The 19,546-nt window shown below is 60.7% G+C and carries 7 protein-coding genes; 4 read left to right on the forward strand and 3 right to left on the reverse strand.

Going from position 1 to position 19,546, the window contains the following annotated elements; genetic code table 11:
- Positions 1-247: 247 nt before the first annotated feature.
- Entirely contained in the window at positions 248-11,077 is a 10,830-nt protein-coding gene (locus ACM6IO_RS16470; protein ID WP_414911859.1) for a peroxidase family protein, read from the reverse strand.
- Between the two features lie 686 nt (positions 11,078-11,763).
- Here ACM6IO_RS16470 and ACM6IO_RS16475 point away from each other — a divergent pair.
- The 4 genes from ACM6IO_RS16475 to ACM6IO_RS16490 all read left to right on the forward strand — a co-directional run bounded on the left by ACM6IO_RS16475 (position 11,764) and on the right by ACM6IO_RS16490 (position 17,723).
- On the forward strand, positions 11,764-13,500 hold the full coding sequence (locus ACM6IO_RS16475) for a type I secretion system permease/ATPase (RefSeq protein WP_008024527.1): 1,737 nt from the start codon (positions 11,764-11,766) through the stop codon (positions 13,498-13,500).
- A 6-nt stretch (positions 13,501-13,506) separates the two neighbouring features.
- The gene (locus ACM6IO_RS16480; protein ID WP_008039525.1) at positions 13,507-14,847 is read left to right on the forward strand and encodes an HlyD family type I secretion periplasmic adaptor subunit; all 1,341 of its coding nucleotides are present in this window, start codon (positions 13,507-13,509) and stop codon (positions 14,845-14,847) included.
- Position 14,848: 1 nt separating this feature from the next.
- Positions 14,849-16,177: a TolC family outer membrane protein gene (locus tag ACM6IO_RS16485; RefSeq protein WP_192496324.1), complete on the forward strand. Its 1,329-nt coding sequence runs from the start codon at positions 14,849-14,851 to the stop codon at positions 16,175-16,177.
- A 169-nt stretch (positions 16,178-16,346) separates the two neighbouring features.
- Positions 16,347-17,723 (forward strand): hypothetical protein, encoded by a 1,377-nt coding sequence (locus tag ACM6IO_RS16490; RefSeq protein WP_414911860.1) that lies wholly within the window; start codon positions 16,347-16,349, stop codon positions 17,721-17,723.
- A gap of 99 nt (positions 17,724-17,822) precedes the next feature.
- Here the strand turns inward: ACM6IO_RS16490 and ACM6IO_RS16495 are convergent, their stop codons facing one another.
- Together ACM6IO_RS16495 and ACM6IO_RS16500 are read right to left on the reverse strand one after the other, a co-directional pair.
- Positions 17,823-18,749 (reverse strand): Gfo/Idh/MocA family protein, encoded by a 927-nt coding sequence (locus tag ACM6IO_RS16495; protein ID WP_414911861.1) that lies wholly within the window; start codon positions 18,747-18,749, stop codon positions 17,823-17,825.
- A 107-nt stretch (positions 18,750-18,856) separates the two neighbouring features.
- Positions 18,857-19,453 (reverse strand): eCIS core domain-containing protein, encoded by a 597-nt coding sequence (locus ACM6IO_RS16500; RefSeq protein ID WP_032832496.1) that lies wholly within the window; start codon positions 19,451-19,453, stop codon positions 18,857-18,859.
- Positions 19,454-19,546 lie beyond the last annotated feature (93 nt).

Below are 19,546 nucleotides of genomic sequence, written 5' to 3' on the forward strand. Positions count from 1 at the left end.
GCGAAACCAACAGGCTGCTCACGTTGCAGCTTGCTGAAAGGTTCAAGCCTCGTTCCCCACTCCCCTTTCCCATTCCCAGGTCATTTGTTGATCGAGTGTTTCCCACTGTCTGACAGACCGCCCTGCCAGGTTGGTTCACGCGTTGCCAGTTGAACAAACGGCCAGGCGCCTCTCATAAAAAAAGGGAGGGCATCGCTGCCCTCCCTTCCGCTTTCCACGCTTTTTTTCAAGCGTGCTGATCAGTACCTCAAGTGGTGAGAATGAAGTCCGTGGCAGTGACGGTTGTCGCATCGGCCACACCGACCAGGCGGATGGAGTCAGCACCAGCGAAGCTGACCAGGGTATCCGCACCGACATCGGCGATGGTGACGCTGCCGGCAAAGGTCGCAGCCGTGATGTTCATCGCGGAGATATCGAGGCGGTCCTGCCCTCCTGCCGCGTTGGCATCGAAGCCAATGATCTGATCGACCCCGAAGCCCGCTGAGAACATGAAGATATCGTTGCCATTGCTGGCAACCATCATGTCGTTGCCGGCACCGCCCGTGACTGTATCGTTGCCTGTACCGCCATCGATAAAGTCATTGCCGATACCACCCAGCAAGGTGTCGTTAGCATCTCCACCGAGCAGCGTGTCATTGCCATCGCCGCCCTGGAGCAGATCGGTGCCGGTACCGCCATCCAGGCTGTCATCACCCAGCCCGCCGAGCAGCGTGTCGCTGCCTGCCCCGCCATTCAATGTATCCGCCCCGTCACCTCCGTCGAGGCTGTCATCGCCATTGCCGCCGTTCAGGGTATCGGTGCCAATGCCACCCACCAGTTGGTCGTTACCCGCGTCGCCGTTGAGTGTGTCGTTGCCACTGTTGCCGGTGAGGATGTCGTTGCCGCCGCCACCATTGAGGGTGTCGTTACCCGCCCCGGCGGTGATGACGTTGTTCAACCCGTTGCCGCTGCCGGCGAAGTTGCCGACTCCGGTGTAGGTTAGGTTCTCGACATTACCGCTCAGCGTGTAGCTGGCCAACGAAGTCTGCACGGTGTCCGTACCGCCACCCGCCACCTCGACCACCACGTCTGTGGCTGCATCGACGATGTAGGTATCGTTGCCCGCGCCCCCGACCATCCGGTCTGCACCCGCACCGCCATCGAGGAGGTCGTTACCCACCCCGCCGGTGATGGTGTTGGCCAGTGCGTTACCGGTACCTGTGAAGTTACCGGCACCGGTATAGGTCAGGTTCTCGACGTTGGCATCGAGCAGGTAGCTCGCGAAGGCGGTTTGCACCAGATCGGTACCGCCACCCACCGCCTCGGTGATAAGGTCACCGACGTTGTCGACCACATAGGTGTCGTTGCCGGCACCGCCGTTCATGGCATCCGCGCCAAGCCCGCCGTTGAGGGTGTCGTTACCGTCCTCGCCATTGAGGATGTCGTTGTCGTCTCCACCGTTGAGGATGTCGTTGCCATTGCCGCCAAACAACTGGTCGGTACCGGCCAGGCCATTCAGCGTATCGCTCCCGCCCAGGCCAAGCAGCACATCGTTACCGGCGCCGCCGGTGAGGGTGTTCGCCTGTGCGTTACCTTGCAGCACTACGCCACTGAGCACCGCAACCGCTGCGGTTGCCGCGGAAGTCAACGTCTCCAGCGTGCCGAAGCCGTCGGTGTAGCGCACGATCACCCGTATTTGCAGGTTGCCCTGCGCCACACCCGGGGTGAAGGTCGAGGCCGTCGCGCCGTTTATGTTGGAGAAGGAAGCACCGATACCTTGCTGCCATTGGTAGCTGAAGGTGCCCAGCCCGTCCACATCGGCAATCCCGGCAGTCAGCGCCGTCAGCACTTGCCCTTGATCCGGTGTCGTATCGCTGATCAGCAACGCGCCTGTCGGTGCATCGTTGACGTTGTCCACCGGCCCCAGGATGTTGGACGCAACGCTTTCGGCCACACCGAAGTTATCGACGTAACCGATCATCACGCGCACTTCCTGGCCGACCTGAGCCTGGCCAAGCGAGAACGTGCTACCGGTAGCGCCAGCGATGTTGACGAAGCCAAGCCCGTCGTTCGCCTGCCACTGGTAGGTGAACTGCGGATTGGTCAGGCCATCGGCGTCGACGATGGTCGACGTGTCGGCGGTCAACAGCTGGTTCTGCACGGCAAGCCCGGTAACGGTCGCCCCTTCGGTCGGTTCACTGTTGCCGGACGATTCGACGATCTCCAGCGTGCCCTGGGCATCCTGGTACACCGCCCGGACGCGGATGTTCAGACCCGCCTCATCGGGGCCCACCAGGAAGGTGGAGCCAGTCGCCCGCGTTGCCTCGCCAGCGGCGACAAAGGTGATGTCTTCATAGACGCCCGTACCGGGAATGGTTTCGACCTGCCAGTAGTAAGCCACCCCACCGGTTATCGCGCCGGTCGGATTGGCCGCACTCTGGTTGTCCGCGTCGTGTACCCCCGCACCGCTGACGCGCAACAACTGGCCGGCGACTGGCGTATCTTCACGCACACCGGTAGTCGCATCGAGGATTGCCAGGTGACCCGATGGGTCGCTGTTTTGCACGGTGCCGACTCCGGACGGTATCGCAACGTCAGCGAACTGCAGACGCTCGATGCCCGTCAGGCGATCGACGCCATCACGCCCAAGCACCGAGTCGGTCACGATGACAGTGTCGCCATCGATCTCGATGCCGTATTCCCCCAAAGTACCGGAGAACAACGCCGTATCGAAGCTGTCAGTGCCGGTCAGAATCTCCCGCACGATGACCAGTTGGCCAGGGTTGTACGTGCCGTTCAGCATAAACGGCACCAGTGGCTCCATGCTGTCGAACGTGGCGATTTCATCGCCAGTGCCGTCAGCGTTCGCCCGTACGCTGATGCGTACGTTCAGCCACTTGTCACCATCAATGATGTCGTCACCGCCGCGACCTTCGATCAGGTCGCTGCCGCTACCGCCGAGGATGATGTTGCCGCCATCGAAGAACGTCGCTCCGGCTGGCAGCAGATCCGCCAGGCCGTTGATCAGGTCGATGTTGGTCAGCACACTGCCGGTTGCACCCGCAGTAGGCAGCGATGTGGCGTCTTCGTTATCACCGCGCAGGAAGTCACCGTGCGACGAACCCGACAGACCTTCCATGATGTCGAAACGCACCAGCGCCGAAGCACCTGAACCCGGTACTGGCGGAACATCGAAGAAACGGTCCGTGAAATCGATGGTCACGCCCTGTGCGAGCCCCTTGAAGGTTGCCCAGTCAAAGCCGGAGCCGCCGATATAGCGATCACCGAAGCCGAGACTGCCGACCATGATGTCATCGCCGCCTTCGCCGTTGAACTTATCGTTCTCGTTACCGCCGATGAACACATCGTGGCCAACGATAGGGTCGTTGCCGAGCGGGTCGAAGTTGTCGCCAGGTGCACCGTCCGAAGTGCCCTTCTCGATCCAGTCGTCGCCTTCGTTACCCATGTCCTGTTCGTTGGCTTTGCTGCCCAGGATGAAGTCGTTGCCATGACCACCAATGGCTTCGGAGGCGTCCTCACCGGTCACGATGAAGTCATTGCCGAACCCGCCGATGATCAGGTTGACGCCGTTACCTCCGTGCAGCACGTCGTTGCCGTCGCCACCCTGGATGTTATCGTCGCCGCCCTTGTCGGTGATGATGTCGTCGCCGGAGCCGCCGCGCAGTTGGTCGTTGCCGTCACCGCCTTCGATGCGATCGTTGCCGCCGTCGCCCCAGATCGTGTCATCCCCCTCACTCGCGATGAGAATATCGGCGCTGTTGGTGCCGCCCATCACGATGTGCTCTGCACCGGTGTATTTGATGTAGTTGGCGTCCGGCCCTGCGGTCAGCGGGTTGTCGCGGAACACCACCTGCTCGCCGTTTTCGCCAAGCGGATCGGCATTGCCCAGGCCATCGTTGAATTGCTTGCTCTGGTCCCTTTCCAGATAGAACGCAACGTCCGAGAACACCAGGCCCGGCAAGTGCGTGGCCGAGGTGTTGGCCATGATCAGCTTGGCGAACGAGTTGCTTTCAAGCTCGGCATTCATCGACAGGCCAGCGGTACGTTCCAGGTAGTAGAAGCGGTCGCCATCCTGCAGTTTTTCCAGCTGGTTCTCGAACACGAAGTTGAAGGTCGAGCCGAGCATGCCGCCGAACGGCGTTTTCGCTTCGGCCAGGCCGCCGATCCACAGGTCGATGGCATCGACCCCCGTGATAGTCACGCCCTTCAGATCGTCGGCTGTTCCCAGCACGCCATCCTTGCCAGCCCGCGTTACGTTGGTCCAGTCACCGGTGCCGTTGAGGAAGTCCAGGCGGTCATCCGGCGCCCCCGTACCACCGAACACCAGTGCCATGGCGGCAGCGCGTTTGCCTTCCAGCGTGGTCGCCGTCGTGATCGTCTCATGGGTGCCATAGGCTGCAATGAAGTTGATCAACGACTCCGGATGTTTGAGGTGCTGCACCAGGTCGACCCAGCTGGTGTACGGCTTGAGTTGGGTGTCACCGGTTTGGCTGTAGATGTCGCGGCGAATCGCGTTGAGTGAAGGAATCCCCACGTCGCGGCCACGGGCGATGTTGATCGCCGGCAGGTCGAGCGGCAGCCCGAGCAGGTTATTGCGCAGCGCCTCGGTGACGAACTCGTCGATTTCGTTACCGGCTTGCCGAGTGATCCCACGCACGATCGCACTGGTCGCGTCCTCAGGCGTCACGCCACTGGCGGCGTACGCCAACGGGTTGAGGAACGCCGCGATCAGGCCCAGTTGCTGATCGGGATCAGCACTGTTCGGATCGCCGATCACGTTGAAATCAACGTCGAAGCGATCGACGGTCTCGGTCAGCATCGAGTGGCCAAACCGGTACACGGTGTGGGCGAACTCGGCGACGATCGAGGCATCGAGGTCAACGTCATAGACCTGGGTCGGTGCGAAAAACAGGTCGACGTTAGGCTGGATGGTCCGGGCAAATTCCTCGAACACCAGATGCTGATACTGCATCTCGGTGCCGAACTTGGCCGCCTGGAACAGGCGTTCGCCATTCCATACCAACGCATCGATCTCCGCCTGATTGACCGGCAACGCGCTCACTGGATTGAGCAGCCATTCGTTCAGGAAAGCCACGTCACCCGAGTCGAGCACGGTGTCTTTGGTTTGCGCGACCAGCCGATTGTGCTCGGAGTGGAAGATCGCATGCACCGCCGTCAGGCCGATGTTCTCGTTGACCCGGCCGTCGCCAGCGATGTAGTGCGCATCCAGCAACTCGTTGTCGTAGGCCAGGTTGGCCCCGGTTTGTGGATTGACCGGCACGTCGTTGCCAGTTTCAGAATCGCCATCAGGCGCGAGCACGCCACCGATGAACACCGGCGCGGCATTGTGGGCAATGTCGACGAGGAACTGGTGACCGGTGCGCACAGCATTGGTCAGGTCAATAGGGGCAAGCGGATTACCTTCGACAAGCTCGTCATCCGCCGTACCGCCAAGACCGTCAAGGCCTTTCATCACGACCATCGGGAAGCCGTTCGGCCCCTTGATGAAATTGCCATAGGCATCGGTCGCCAACAACGGAGCGTTGTCGACGTCAGCGTCGGTCAGGTGGATACCCAGAATGTCGTTGGCTTGCGCCTTGACCACTTTCCAGGTGGCCATGCCACCGATTTCGCTGTCGTCTGAGGTACCAAACTTGCCATCCGCCCCCAGGTCACGGTTGGTGATCAGCCTGCCCGTCGCGATGGGTCCGTCATCGGTCAGCAGATACCCGCGCAAGAACACCTGATGCGATGGGTGCGAGCTGTAGGTCTGGTTTTGGTCCACGAACGGCGTGGTGGTGTTGGAGTGCTCATGGATGTCGTCGGCCGTGCCGAGAACACCATCCGCGCCTGGCTGGTTGGTCGCGCGGGTCAGCACCATGAAGTTAGCGTTGCCGCCTGGCACATACAGCGGATCATCCGGTTGCAGCGGGATGAAGATGGTGCCCGAACCGCCTTTGGTCACAAGGTCCAGACCGTGATCGAAGAACTGCCCGAAGAAGGTCATCCAGGCGTTGAACGGCGCGGACAACCCGGCATCCGGAGCGGTGTTCTCGAACATGTACACATCGTGGTCGTCGCCAGTACCGAACTGACCATCCAGGCCGGGGCTGGCGACTATCCGTACGCCATCCTTGAGCACATCGTCGCTACCCTCCGCGCCGAAGTTGAGCACACCGTCCGCGCCCACGTCGTACGCCGTTGCATACGCCGCCGGGTTGTTCGACGTCTGGTCGACGATCAGATTGCTGATCGTGCGCGGCTGCGAGTCAAACACATTGCCGCTGGTCTGCTGATACGACGATCCCGGAATGGCCGGCGAGCCAGGGCCAAAGAACCCGGCAGGTGCACCTTCCGCCGGATTGAAGACCGGATCGGTCAAACGCGGGAAGGTGTTATCCGCAGCACCAAACTCGGTGTTGTTGATGCCATTGAGGTTCATCAGGTTGTTGTTCGAGCCATCGACCGCACGCAGGCCCAGCGGCGCGCGGATGTTCGGGATCAGCGAGAGGATGTTCTGACCGTCCGCTTCAGCCTCGGCAATCTTGATCTGATCAAGGATGAAGTTGAGGTCGGAGCGGACCATGTTAAGGCCCGGGCCACCCTCGGTGGCATTGACTACCGGTGTCGGTGCTGTCGGCACGACCGGTGCGCCGGGAACCACGACGCCTGTCGGTTGCGAGAACACCACTTCAGTCGTGCCATGGCCATCCTGGTAGATAGCCTTGACCCGCAGTGACAGCCCGGCAAGATCCGGCGAGACCTTGAAGGAGGTGCCATCGGCACTCTGGAACGCCAGGTCACCCGCAGGCAACAGGATGATGTCTTCGAACACGCCACTGCCTGGGTCGGCTTCGAACTGCCAGTAGTAAGACACCGAAGTATTGTTGACGAGACCCTGCGGGTTACCCGCAGTGACGTTGTTGGCATCGCTCACCCCGAGCATGCTCACGGTCAGTGTGTCGCCCACTGTAATGTCGCCGCCGTTGCCATCCGTGACAGTCGGCCTGCCGACCGGTTGTGCGTTCAGCCCCGGTACCAGCACCCGCTGGGTGTCGGCGAATTGCAGGCGCTCGATATGCAGCAGGGTATCGGTGCCGTCGCGACCCGCAACGGTATCCGTCACCGTCCAGACATCGTCCGCCAGGTTGGCCGTGCCACGGGTGTCCTGGGTCACCGTGTACTCGGACTGAAGCCCGGAGAAAATCGCGGTGTCGAACGCCGCCCCGCCCGTCGAGGTGCCGGGCAGGATTTCCCGCACGGCCTTGAGCTGCCCAGGGTTATACGTACGGTCCAGCATGAACGGGATCATATCAGCCATGCTGTCGAAGCTGGCGATCTCGGGGCCGGTATGGTTGACGTCGCCGGGGGCATAAACTGCGATTCTGACGTTGATCCATTTGTCGCCATCGATCAGATCATCGCCGCCGCGGCCCTCGATCAGGTCACTGCCATTGCCACCGAGGATGATGTTGCCCGTGGCAAAGCCGGTGGTCGGCAAGCCGGCATCGGACAGGAACTGCGCCAGTCCACGGATCAAGTCCACATTGGTCAGTGCACCACCCGTGGCACCACCGTGGTTGAGGATAGTGACCGCATCAACATCATCGCCTTTGAGGACGTCGCCGAAATTCGAACCGGACAAGCCTTCGACCTCGGCGAAACGGTCGAGAATCGAGGCCGGCGAGGCACCGACCGGATTGAACACCCCGGCGTTCTGGTTTGGCGCGTTGCCGTGTGGCTGGGCCAGCGCGGCCAGGGACAAGTCGGCGGTCACGCCGACCTGGTCATTTTTGAAGGTCACCCAGTCGAACCCGGACATGCCGTCCATCTTGTCCTGGGCATCGCTGCCGACAAAGATGTCATCGCCACCCTCGCCGATCATTTCATCGAAGCCACCACCGCCGACAAAGATGTCGTTGCCGACCACATCGTCATTGAGCAATGGCGAGAAGTTATCGCCAGGCGCACCGTCCTGGGTGCCTTTCTCGATCCAGTCATCACCTTCGTTGCCGGTCGGTGGCAGGTTGGTCTTGGCACCGAGGATGAAGTCGTCACCCTGACCGCCGAAGGTGGTGCTGATGTCTTCGGTGGTGATGATGAAGTCCTGGCCATCGCCGCCAAGGATCAGGTTGCCCGCAACCCCCATTTTACCGGCCACGATCACGTCGTTACCGGCATTGCCTTCCAGGCGGTTGTCGCCGAACGAGTCGGTGATGATGTCATCGCCCGCGCCGCCAAGTACCGCATCGTTCCCGGCGCCGCCCTCGAGGACATCGTTGCCGCCGTCGCCGTAAACGGTGTCATCACCTTCACCGGAGATGATGATGTCATCGGCGGCGGTGCCGCCGAGGACGACATGATCTTCACCGGTGTAATGCAGAAAATTACTGTCCGTGCCCACGGTGTCGGGGTTGTCGCGGATCACCAGCGGCACGACTTCCACGCCGTTGATCATGATGCCGCCCGTCGGGTCGTCACGACCGCCGACGCCAAGGCCGGTGAACTGATTGGCCTGGGTCACTTCGAGAGTGAACGTCGGCGTCAGGAACACGGTGTTCGACAGGTGGGTGACATCGGTGTTGAGCATGATCAGCTTGGCGAAGGAGTTGTTCTCAAGCTCGGTGCCGAAGTTCAGGCCCGCCGTACGCGACAGGTAGTAGAACCGGTCGCCGTTCTGCAACGCCTCCATCTGGGTTTCAAACACGAAGTTGAACGTGGAGCCGAGCATACCGCCGAACGGCATCTTCTCTTCGGCAAGGCCGCCGACCCAGAAGTCGATGTCGTCGACACCGGTGGTGGTGACGCCATTGACCATGGCGTAGATGCCCGAGCTGTTAAGGAATGCCAGGCGATCCTCTTCAGTGGCGGTAAAAGTACGCTCATCGGCAGTGCCGGCGTTGATCACCGCGCTGCCGCCAAACACCAGGGCCGCAGCGACCGCACGCATCTCGACCAGCGTATCCACATCGGCCGCAGTCAATGCACCGTGAGTACCGAAGGCCGCGATGAAGTTGACCAGGGATTCGGGGTGTTTGAGGTTTTCCGCCAAGTCAGCCCAACTGATGTACGGCTTGAGTTGGCTGTCGCCGGTTGCCTGGTAAAACTCACGCCGCGCCTCATTCAACGTAGGGATGCCGGTGTCGCGACCACGCGCCAGGTTCAGGGCCGGCAAATCGAGGGGCAGACCCAGCAGATTGTTGCGCAACGCTTCGGTGACGAACTCGTCGATCTCGTTGCCGAGTTGACGGGTCACACCGCGAATGATCGCCCCTGCCGCTTCGTCAGCGGTAGCCCCGCTGCCGGCAAATGCCAGAGGGTTGAGGAAGGCTGCGATCAGACCGAGTTGCGCGTCAGGGTTGTTCGGGTCAGAGAGGACCGGATTGAATTCGGGGTCGAAGCGATCGACAGTCTCGGTCAGCATCGAGTGACCGAAGCGATACACCACGTGGGCGAACTCGGCGAGGATGGCCGGGTTGATCGAAGTGTCATAGCCGTTGGGGGCAAGGAATTCGTCGACCTGCGGCTGAACGGTCCGCGCAAATTCCTCGAACACCAAGTGCTGATACTGCATCTCGGTGCCGAACTTGGCGGCCTGGAACAGCCGTTCGCCATCCCACACCAATCCTGCGATTTCGGCGGGAGTAGTCGGAATTGCCGCGACGTCGTCTGCCAGCCACTCATTGAGAAACGCCAGATCGCCAGAGGCCAGGATGGTTTCCTTGGACTGCTGGACCAGGCGGTTGTGTTCGGAGTGGAACACATGGTGCACAGTGGTCAGGCCGATGTTTTCGTTCGCCCGGCCATCGCCGGCAATGTAGTGAGCGTCGAGCAGCTCGTTGTCGTAGGTCAGGTTGTTGCCGCCCGCGCCCACTGGCTGCGCATTGCCGATTTCGGTGTCACCATCCGCCTGCAAAACCCCGTCGACGAGCACCGGCGCGGCATTGTGCGCGATGTCGTCGAGGAAGCCATGCCCGGTGCTCACGGCGTTGGCCAGACTGATCGGAGCATCCCGGTTGCCTTCGACCAGTTGCGTGATGTCATCCGCCGTACCGGCGATACCGTCTGCGCCGTTGCTGATGCGCATCACCACCTGCGGCATACCGCCCGGGCCACGGATGAAGTTGCCATACGCGTCGGTCGCCAGCAGCGGCACGTTGTGCACATCGGCGTCGGTCAGGTTGATGCCGAGAATGTCACGGGCCTGGGCCTTGACCACTGCCCAGGTCGCCATGCCGCCATTTTCGGCGCCGCCATCATCGGCAGTGCCGAACTCGCCATCGGCGCCCAGATCGCGATTGGTAATCAAGCGCCCGGTTGCAACAGGGTCACCTGCCGCGTTGATGACGTACTCGCGCAGAAATACCTGATGCGAGGGGTGTGAGCTGTAAGTCTGGCTTTGGTCTACGAACGGCGAGGTGGTGTTGAGCTGCCCATCGTCCGTCGTGCCAACAATTCCGTCCGCGCCGGCCGTACGCACGGCCCGTGGCAGCACCATGAAGTTGGTCGGACTGCCCGGCACGAACAACGGATCGTCCGGCTGCAACGGAATAAACACAAAATCGGTAGCGCTCTTGCTGACCAGGTCGAGGCCGTGGTCGAAGAACTGGCCGAAGAAAGTCATCCACGAGTTGAAGCCCGCAGTCAGTCCGGCGTCCGCGGACTGGTTGGGGATGAAGAACACTTGTTTGTCGTCATCCGTGCCGAAGACACCATCGGGACCTGGGCTGATGACCGGATCGGCACCGCCGTTCGCCGCAACCGCAGCCGGGTTGTTGGCGGTCTGATCAACGATCAGGTTACTGATAATCCGTGGTTGTGGGTCGATCACATCCCCTGTCCCGGAGTATGACGCCAGAAACGAGGGGTCCAGCAGGCGCGGGAAGGCATTGTCCGCAGCGCCAAACTCACTTTGCCCGGTCACCAGGTTGTTGTAGCTGCCATCGACGGTGCGCAGGCCGAAAGGCACCTGACTGTTGGGTAGCAAATCACTGAGGCTGGCGCCGTCGGCATGTGCTTCTGCGATGAAAATCTGTTTGAGGATGAACTCCAGGTCGGACTTGTTGAAATTGGCCATTTTGCTTGCCCTCGATTTCTTTGGTGAAGGGCACGGGACGAAAAGAATCCTCCCGCGCCCAGTCAGGTGCTGGCTTGCGCAGTGTGTAGGTTCATTTTTTTGGCGAGAGCTGACACGGGAAGGCAAAGCCGTTAGTACGGCCCCCGGTATGCGCGCCTGGAATTCGCGGAACTCGCGAAAGAATGGCTCGCTAAGCGATCAGGCAGAGCGAACCCGGGCCCTAGGCGGGCCATGGAAACTTGAGGTCAAGGCGAACTTGCTGAACAGCCCCTTCCCTCTGCAGTAGAACGAAGTGATCGACATGCTGTGCTCCTTCGGAGAACCACCGCGCTTTTCGCTGCCAAAGAGTTGACAGACTTCAGGCGGACGGTTGTCGTCAATGAGTAAGACTAAAGTTGGATAGCAAAAAATTGTCAATTTTACGACGGACAAACCGGACGACCGGTGCTAAGCCTCTCAACTCGCTGTTTTTAATGGACTTATAGAAAGATTGACGCACCATTAGAGCGAAATGTTATTTCAGATTGTTTCGCCGCGACCTACGCTGCTTGCTACGGGAGCAACGCAGAAATTTGCACGAGATTCGCCCGAGAGCGAACCTGCGTATCGACGGCTACCCACGGGACTAAATCTGTTAGCTGCTGCTCCGCAAGGGCAAACGGCTTTTTGAAGAGGGGGTCAGCCAAATGCACAAGCAGTCGAACTCTCGATCCGAACTGGCTGACGCACTCTTCCGACTTCGTCGTAGTTTTTACTCCCTGGCAGGTTTCAGCGGCGTCATCAACGTCATGATGTTGACGCCAGCCGTTTACATGTTGCAGGTCTATGATCGAGCCTTGGTCAGTCGCAACGTCACAACGTTGACGATGCTGACCGTTCTGGTGATAGGCCTGTTCTTGCTGATGTCCACGCTTGAAATGTTCCGCACCCGTGTGCTGATCCGGGTCGGCAACTGCCTTGACATGGACCTCAATCGACGCATTTTCACCGCCGCATTCGAGCGCAACCTGAACCGCGCCGGAGGCAATCCGGCCCAGGCCCTGCAGGATCTCGCGCAGGTGCGTCAGTTCCTCACCGGCAACAGCCTGTTCGCGTTCTTTGATGCGCCATGGACGCCGATCTACCTGCTGGTCGCCTACCTGATCCACCCGCTGCTCGGACTGGTCACGCTCATCGGCTCGCTGATTCTGATGGGCCTGGCTTACCTCACCGAGAAGGCGACGCAAAAGCCGCTGGCCGAAGCCAATCAGGCCGCCCTCTCCTCCGCCACCTACGCCAACAACAACCTGCGCAACGCCGAGGTCATCGAGGCCATGGGCATGTTGCCGTCGATCGGCAAGCGCTGGTACCAAAGCCATTTGCGCATTCTGGAAATGCAGACCCTGGCCTCAGACCGGGCCGCCCTGATCAGCAGCACCGGGCGCTTCGTGCGTATCACCTTGCAATCGCTGATCCTCGGCGCCGGTGCGCTGCTGGCGATCGAAGGCAAGATCACCCCCGGGATGATGATTGCCTGCTCGATCCTTACCGGTCGTGCGCTGGGCCCGGTGGAACAAGTCATCGCGTCGTGGAAGCAACTGCTTGGCTGCCGCTCGGCCTGGGGCCGGTTGAATGAAATGCTCAACGACTTTCCGCGCCGGCCACCAAGCATGTCGCTGCAACGGCCGCTGGGCATGCTGGCGGTGGAGAATGTGTACGCCGGCTCCCCCGGCACCAACAACACGATTCTGCGCGGGGTGAGCTTCAACCTTTCCCCCGGCGAAAGCCTTGGCATTATCGGCCCATCCGCCTCGGGCAAATCCACCCTCGCCCGCCTGCTGGTCGGCGTCTGGCCGGCACAGGCCGGCAAGGTGCGCCTCGACGGCGCAGACATATTCACCTGGAACAAAGGCGAACTTGGCCCTTGGCTCGGTTACCTGCCACAGGACGTGGAACTGTTCGAAGGCACCATCGCCGACAACATTGCGCGCTTTGGCGAAGTGGACAGCGACGCGGTCATCCGCGCCGCCAGAACGACGGGCGTGCACGAGATGATCCTGCGTTTTGCGCAAGGTTATGAGACCCGCCTGGGCACCGATGGCAGCCCGCTTTCCGGTGGCCAGAAGCAACGCATCGCCTTGGCCCGCGCGCTGTATGGAGACCCCAATCTGATTGTGCTCGATGAGCCGAACGCCAACCTCGACGACGTCGGTGAAAAGGCGTTGGTCGATGCGCTGGCCCAACTCAAAGACCGTGGCGCCACCGTCATTCTGATTTCCCACCGTCCCAATGTGCTCTGCGCCGTCGACAAGGTGCTGATGCTGCGTGACGGCGGCGTGCAGATGCTCGGCACTCGCGACGAAGTATTCGCAGCGCTGCGCAAGGCGAGTGTGATGCCTGCAGGCGCGTCGACTCCGCTTGCCTCCGTCAAAACGCGGGAGTGACCGATCATGCAAATGAGCCAACACACCGAGATGATTCACGTCGATCCCAGGAACGATGTAGATCTGGACGTCGCCAAACCTGTGCGCAGGGGCCTGTGGCTGGTACTCGCCGGTTTCGGCGGCTTCCTCCTGTGGTCGTGGCTGGCGCCGCTGGATGCCGGCGTGGTAGCGACAGGCACGGTAAAAGTCACCAGCAATCGCAAAGCCGTGCAGCATCTGAGCGGCGGCACCGTGGAGGCCATTCTTGTCCGCGAAGGCGATTCCGTGAAAAAAGGCCAGGAGGTGGTCCGCCTCGATTCGCTGCGCGCCCTTGCCGAACAGGGTGCGGTCAGCGCCCAGTACATCGTCAGCAAGACCGTGGAAAACCGCCTGGAAGCGGAACGTGACAACCTCGACGTAGTGAACTTCGATCCCGAACTGTTCAAGCGCTTCGGGAATGACCACCGCCTGCTGGCTGCCATGGATCTGCAGCAACGCCTGCTGAACACCCGACGCGCCGGCCTCGCTGGCGAAATCAGCATCCTGCAGGAAAACCTCGCGGCGTCGGCAGTGCAGCTCAAGGGCCTGCAACAGGTCTATGGCGCCCGCGCCTCGCAGATCAACTTCCTCAACCAGGAACTGAAAGGCACCCGCGTGCTGGCTGCCGAAGGCTATGTGCCGCGCAACCGCCTGCTGGAGCTGGAGCGCAGCAATGCCGACCTCTCCGCCGGCCAGGCCGAGAACCTCAACAACATCGCTCGTGTGCGTAGCCAGACCACCGAAATCAAGCTGCGCATCCTGCAGCGCCAGCACGATTATCTGAAGGAAGTCGAATCGCAGCTCACCGACACCGCCAAGGAAAACACCACCCTGGCCGACCGCTTGCGTGCGCTGGACTATGAAGTGACCCACACGGTGATTCGATCGCCCATCGATGGCATGGTCCAGTCCCTGAGCATTGCGACTGTCGGCGGGATCATCCAGCCCGGCTTCAAGATCATGGAAATCGTTCCGGACAACGAGCCGCTGCAGGTCGACGCAATGATTCCCGTGCAGGCCATCGACAAGATGGTCCCTGGCCTGGCCGTGGACATTGCCTTCCCGGCCTTCAACCATGCCCAGACGCCCAACATCCCCGGCCGCGTGAAGACCGTTTCCGCCGACCGCCTGATGGACGAGGAAAGCAAGCAACCGTTCTATCTGGCTCAGGTAGAAGTCACACCCGATGGCATGAACCTGCTTGGCAGCAATCACATTCGTCCCGGCATGCCCGCCAGCGTCACCATCAAAACTGGCGAGCGCAACATGATGAGCTATCTTCTGAAACCAATGCTCGACCGTGTTGACAGCTCTTTCAAGGAACAATGAAATGGACCGTCATTGCCTGTTCGCCTGCCTGCTATCGCTGTCTCTGCCTGCCAGCGCCATTGATCTCAAACAAGCGTGGGATCTGTTGCAGTACCAAGGCCCCGTCTATCGCGCCGCTGTGCATGAAAAGGAGGCCGGCCTGGAAAACCGCGCCATCGGCCAGGCCGGTCTGCTGCCGCAGATCAGTGCCTCGGCCTACGACAACAAGGTCAATGGCACCCAGCGCCAGAGCGGCATCGAGAGGGATCTGGACTACGACTCCAAGGGCGCCAACGTGCGCTTGCGCCAGCCGCTGTTCAACAAACAGAAAATGGCCGAGTACCGCCAGGGTAAACAGCGTGCCGACTACAGCGTCGCGGTGTTCGATGCCAAGAGTCAGGACGCCGCGGTGCGCCTCGCCGAAAGCTATTTCGACGTGCTGTTGGCCAGCGAAACCATCGTCCTCGCCAAGTCCAAGCTGAACGCCTTCGAGGAGCAACTCGCTTCGGCGAAACGGCGCATGGAGCTGGGGGCCGGCACCGTCACCGACATCGACGAGTCGATCGCTCGCCGCGACCTTGCCGATGCCGAGCTGATCGAAGCGCAGGACAACCTGATCAATGCCCGCCGCAAGCTTGAGGAGTACATCGGAGAAACCCCAGAATCGTTGACCACCTTGCGTCCGACTTTCGATACGCCACCGCTGCTGCCGAGCAACCTGCAGGACTGGTTGGTCAAGGCTCAGACCGACAGCCCGCTGATCCATGCGCGCCGTCATAGCAGCGACCTTGCTGAAGAAGAAGTGAAGCGCGTCAAGGCGGGCCACTGGCCGACACTGGATTTCGTTGCCGGCTACACCGCGGGCGATAGCCAATCCATCTCCGAGCTGAATCAACGCAACCGCTACGGCTCAATCGGGCTGGAAGTCAATTTCCCGCTGTACAACGGTGGCGGCACCAGCGCGCTGGCACGCCAGGCCAGTTCCAATAGTTCCAAGGCCCTGGACGAACTCGACGCCACGCGACAGGAAGTCATCTCCGGCACCACCCGCGAGTACGCCGGCGTACAGAGCGGCGCCAAACGTATTCACGCCCTGGAGCGGGCCGTAGAGTCCAACGAACGCTCTCTGCTGTCCACACGCAAGGGTTTCAAGGAAGGAGGCACCAGCACCAACTCGGACGTCCTCAATGCCGAAGAACTGCTCTTCGTTGCACGCCACGATCTGTTCGAGGCGAAGCTGCGTTACTTGATGTCGCGCCTGCGCCTGGCCTCTTCGGTGGGCAGCCTGGGCGACGACGACATCGACCACATCAACGACTACCTCGGCCCGGAGCTGTTGGTCACCAATTGAATTGGCGTCCAGGTGAACAGGCGTCATGGCAACTGATTGGGTGATGACGCCGCCCCCGCCAGGAAAATCTGAAGAACGAAAACAAACGCAGCCACTCGCCGCCCTAAAGGTTTTGACGGTCAAGCCGATTCAAATGGTCTTGATATAGGGCGCTAAGGAGCTGTTTGCCGTGAGTATTGTATTTCGCCTGACGGGCGCCGTTTTTGCCGTGTCCCTCACGGGTTGTGCCCTGCAAGGCAACGGGATGGCCGATTACTATAAGCGGATGTCTGCCGAGCGCCTCGTACAAAATCAAGCCATGATGACCCGGATACAAGCCCGGCCTTTGCCATTGGATACCACGCTGAGACTCGACCAAACGGCCATGGTGATGGTTAACGTGCCGGCCGAAGGCGCCGCGCCGGCCACCCAGGCCCGGCTTTTCGCTGGCTGCAACTTGTCGACTTTGGCCATGGATTATCGACGCGAAAAGGACTGGAACAGCCCTTACGTCCTGCCAGCAGACCCAGCGCGCAACATCGCCCAGCAGATGTGCCAGGCAGTCAGGAACAGTGCCTGGAAGCAGTTGCCCGGCGAAACCGAAGACGTCTTGTTACTAGACCCGGGCACACTGGCCATAGAGAACTCGCGGCGTTCGATATGGGCGGGCATCGACTATGGCCGCACCCGCCTGGATGAAAGCGAAGGCAAGCCCTATGGCCGCCAGTTCGAGCGTATCGAAGTCGACTGTACGACCCGACAGGCCAGCACCCGCTTGGCTTATCGCCTGGGCGAGGACATTTTGCTGCCACCGCCCGGTCAGCCGCTTGATAGCGCCCTGGACAAAGAACAACGCGCCCGACTGATTGGCGCCGTGTGCGCCGAACCCGCCAACATGGCGCAACTCGCCACGCCAGTCATCCGGAAAAAATTGCCGCCGAACATGCTGACGCCAGAGGCTTCGGCACCACTATTGGCACAGGTAAGCGCACTGCCACAGGGACAACCGACCCACACGCTCAGTCATTTGCAATTCACTTACAACGCCTCCTCCCCACTGGTGCCGCGCGCCGTGATCAACGACCATCCAATGGACTTGTATCTGCAACCGGGCCCGGCTCGCGGGATCTGGCGCGAGCAGGCAACGGGAGCGTTAGGCAGCGAGAGCGTGAGACTGCGCTGGCGCGGGATGATCGAACTTGCAGCAACGAGCCGATCTCAGATCGCGGGCAAAACCGACCAGCGAAGCAACCTTGCAGACATCGACCTAGATGGCGATTGGCAAAACCTGAAACCCGGGAGCGATATCGCCTACAGCAAAAAATTTACTGACAGCGCTGGCAAAACTTTCGTGCAGAAATTTGAGTGTTCGGTGGGTGAATCCTTCCCTGCTACACAAACAGTTGCCTCGTTGCAGGGAATGGCGCGCAAGGTTACATGCGTCACCGATAGCGCACTGAAGACAAGCAATGCGTACCTCTATCTGGAGGCCTATGACCTGTTCGTGGAAACCTCCGAGACTTCAACGCTCCTGGTTCAGGTCAACACGCTCAAGGCAGCAGAGTAGCGTGCAACCCCAGGCGTAGAGGTTGTCGATTGGCGCGAAAGAACTCGGCACAAGACCACGTTGCCTGCCGACACGCCAATGCCTTTACCTGAGCAGCCACTAATCGTAGAACGGCTCAACCAACGCCCGGCTGCCGACAAAAAAGCTATCGGCGACCAGTCGCAGCGGCTGGAGATCCAGGTCACTGGCCTTGTCGCCAATCAGCTGTTGAAAATGTCGATACACCGCCGCGTACTCACCCTCCTCCGATACGGCCTGGCGCACGCCGTCGATACTCAAGAGTGCGCCGCCGTTGTCCAGTCGCAGGATGCCTTCGGCGCAGCGAATCTCGATGCTCCAGAGCTCATCATGACCGTGGTCGAAATCGAACTCCGCGCGGACATCGAGGTGGCGCGCGTCGGACATTTTGATGGACGCGGCGATAGGCGACTGGCAGTTGTCGGGGACGCGCAGTTCGGCGGACTCGACAAACAGCGACAGTGGCAGCAGATGAGTTGCAATCGACAAGGCATTGATGCCGGGATCGAAGACGCCCAGGCCGCCGGGGTGCCAGATCCATGCCTGGCCGGGGTGCCACTTGCGCACGTCTTCCTTCCAGTCGATCTGTACGCTTTGCAGGGTGCGGGAGGCCAGCCAGTCACGAGCGGCTTCAATGCCGGGCGCGTAGCGTGAATGCCAGGCGAACAGACCGCTGACGCTTTGCTCTGCAACCTGATTCACCAACGCCATCGCTTCGCCCAACGTGGCGCACGGAGGTTTTTCGACCAGTACGTGTTTGCCTGCGGCCAGCGCTTGTTGCACCAGTGCGAATCGTCCTTGCGGCGGTGTGCAAAACGCAATCGCATCCACAGGCGGGCCGTTTTCGAGCAGCTCGCCCAGGGACTGAAAGTTCTCTACCCCAGCGCAGGGTTGCCCTTGCGTTGCGACAGCGACCAACTGAAACGCGGGGTTGGCGTTGATCGCTGGAACGTGTTGATCCTGGGCAATCTTGCCGTAGCCCACCAGACCGAGACGGATCGGTTGCATTAATGACTCCTGTTTTTTTTCTTGTCTTGGGAAGCGAATCGACAAGACTACGTTTGTATAGCGGGGAAGTCATTGATGACGTGCTGACGTTTCGTGAACGCTACCTTTCAGTCAGCCCCTCCCCGCACAAACCGCCTGACCTCGGCCTGTATGGCATAAGCCGGCGCCTCCACCGCATTGAAATCCTGTGTATACCGCTGGGCAAATCCATCGACTCCCCACTCCTGAAACTGCTGCACATGCTTGAGTTCGTGAGCCCAGAGCGCGACATCCTGTTCTGCGGTTTGAGCGTCCCGGAAGAGAATGATGTCGATCAGCGTCACAGCTCCGACATCGGGGTTTTGCAGCATGGCAGTGGCGGCACTGAACTGACCGTTGTCGCTGACTTTATAGCCCGCGGCATCGAGGACACCGGGCTCGTACCAGCGCAGCAGTTGCTCGCGGATGTGCGGTGGGATGGGTTGGATGCTGGTGTTGACTACTTCAGCGTGGGCTTGGGTCAGCCACAGCGCCAGGGCAGGTGCAGCGATCTGGTAGACACCATCAGGCACGGGGCCAAGCACCTGTCCCAGGTCTGGCAGGCAGATGCAGTCGTCCAGGCAAACTTGTTTCTCGCCAGCTGGGCAGGCGCCGGGCTGGGCTGGCACTTCAAGCGTCAGACAAAGAACAAACAGCGCCACCAGGCGCGTGATGATGGGCGGCATTGTGACCTCCAGGGACGGAAGCAGCGCGAACAGTGGGCCATAACTGATCGACAACCTGCAAAGCTTTAGCGTATCCCTAAATTTCTTTGCGCC

The organism is Pseudomonas sp. IT-P44 (assembly GCF_949768225.1).
Classification (GTDB): domain Bacteria; phylum Pseudomonadota; class Gammaproteobacteria; order Pseudomonadales; family Pseudomonadaceae; genus Aquipseudomonas; species Aquipseudomonas migulae.

Excerpts from the sequence above, each read along its gene's own strand:
- ACM6IO_RS16485 (WP_192496324.1), top strand. The coding sequence starts at position 14,849 with ATGGACCGTCATTGCCTGTTCGCCTGCCTGCTATCGCTGTCTCTGCCT.
- ACM6IO_RS16480 (WP_008039525.1), top strand. The coding sequence starts at position 13,507 with ATGCAAATGAGCCAACACACCGAGATGATTCACGTCGATCCCAGGAAC.
- ACM6IO_RS16470 (WP_414911859.1), bottom strand. The coding sequence starts at position 11,077 with ATGGCCAATTTCAACAAGTCCGACCTGGAGTTCATCCTCAAACAGATT.
- ACM6IO_RS16500 (WP_032832496.1), bottom strand. The coding sequence starts at position 19,453 with ATGCCGCCCATCATCACGCGCCTGGTGGCGCTGTTTGTTCTTTGTCTG.
- ACM6IO_RS16475 (WP_008024527.1), top strand. The coding sequence starts at position 11,764 with ATGCACAAGCAGTCGAACTCTCGATCCGAACTGGCTGACGCACTCTTC.
- ACM6IO_RS16495 (WP_414911861.1), bottom strand. The coding sequence starts at position 18,749 with ATGCAACCGATCCGTCTCGGTCTGGTGGGCTACGGCAAGATTGCCCAG.